Origin of the sequence: Erythrobacter sp., from assembly GCF_038133525.1 — a bacterium.
Classification (GTDB): domain Bacteria; phylum Pseudomonadota; class Alphaproteobacteria; order Sphingomonadales; family Sphingomonadaceae; genus Qipengyuania.
Genome location: NZ_JAYPTL010000193.1, coordinates 1 through 730, shown reverse-complemented (window position 1 = coordinate 730; position 730 = coordinate 1). Strand labels below are relative to the sequence as shown.

1 protein-coding gene and 2 pseudogenes are annotated in these 730 nt (G+C 55.9%); 2 read left to right on the top strand and 1 reads right to left on the bottom strand.

Annotated elements, in window-relative coordinates; genetic code table 11:
- Positions 1 to 421 (bottom strand): hypothetical protein (locus tag AAFM29_RS17910; RefSeq protein WP_341714058.1); only part of this gene is annotated, 421 nt, incomplete at its 3' end.
- Between AAFM29_RS17910 and AAFM29_RS17905 the strand changes: the two are divergent.
- Positions 401 to 445 (top strand): annotated as a pseudogene (locus AAFM29_RS17905) (hypothetical protein); the annotation flags it as partial. The gene AAFM29_RS17910 and the pseudogene AAFM29_RS17905 sit on opposite strands and share 21 nt — an antisense overlap.
- Positions 446 to 451: 6 nt before the next feature.
- Positions 452 to 730: pseudogene (locus tag AAFM29_RS17900) on the top strand (mechanosensitive ion channel family protein); the annotation flags it as partial.

Here is a 730-nt window from a genome sequence, read left to right as displayed (position 1 = left end):
CTATCATCCCGACTCGTTGTCCCTTGAGTATGGTAAGTTCAAGTTGGTCAATTACGAGATCTGTCTCTGTACGATATTGGAATGAAACTCGGTCAAAATGGATTTCACGTACGAATGGAAGTGGTTGTGAGGGGTGCTCAGAATCTTTCTCTGGTGCTTCCTGCTCAAGCATTGCGAGGGCGTCACGTAGGGACGCGTGGGCGCCTTGAAATGATGTCCATGCGCCATACGTCAGATGCAGCAAGGGTAGTCCACGTTGTGCGCCCAGGGTGAGCGCCCCTAGAAATGGCAATACCTCGGATATGCTGTGGTCTCGTGATACGGAAAAGGCAACGACCACGATGAGAACCATGCCGAAGGATTCGACAACGAAGCGTGGGGCCTGGGAAATAAACACGTTATTTCCCTGCGCGAAACGCATATCCGCCAGCTGTCGAACGAGCTGACGATCATGCCCAATTCGATGCTGTTCAAGAATCCGGTCAAGATCCTCACCGACGCGCACACCCGCCGCGACGAGCTGATCGTCGGCGTCAGCTATGACACCGATCTGGATCAGGCGCTGGAAGTGATCCGTGGTGCATTGAACGGGATCGAGGCGATCGACACCGACAGGCCGCTGAGCGTATTTGCCCAGTCATACGGTGCCAGCTCGGTCGATTTCCTGGTGCAATGGTGGTCCGATGCCCGCCCCCGCGACCGGCGCGAGACCAAGAGCGAGGTTGTGCGC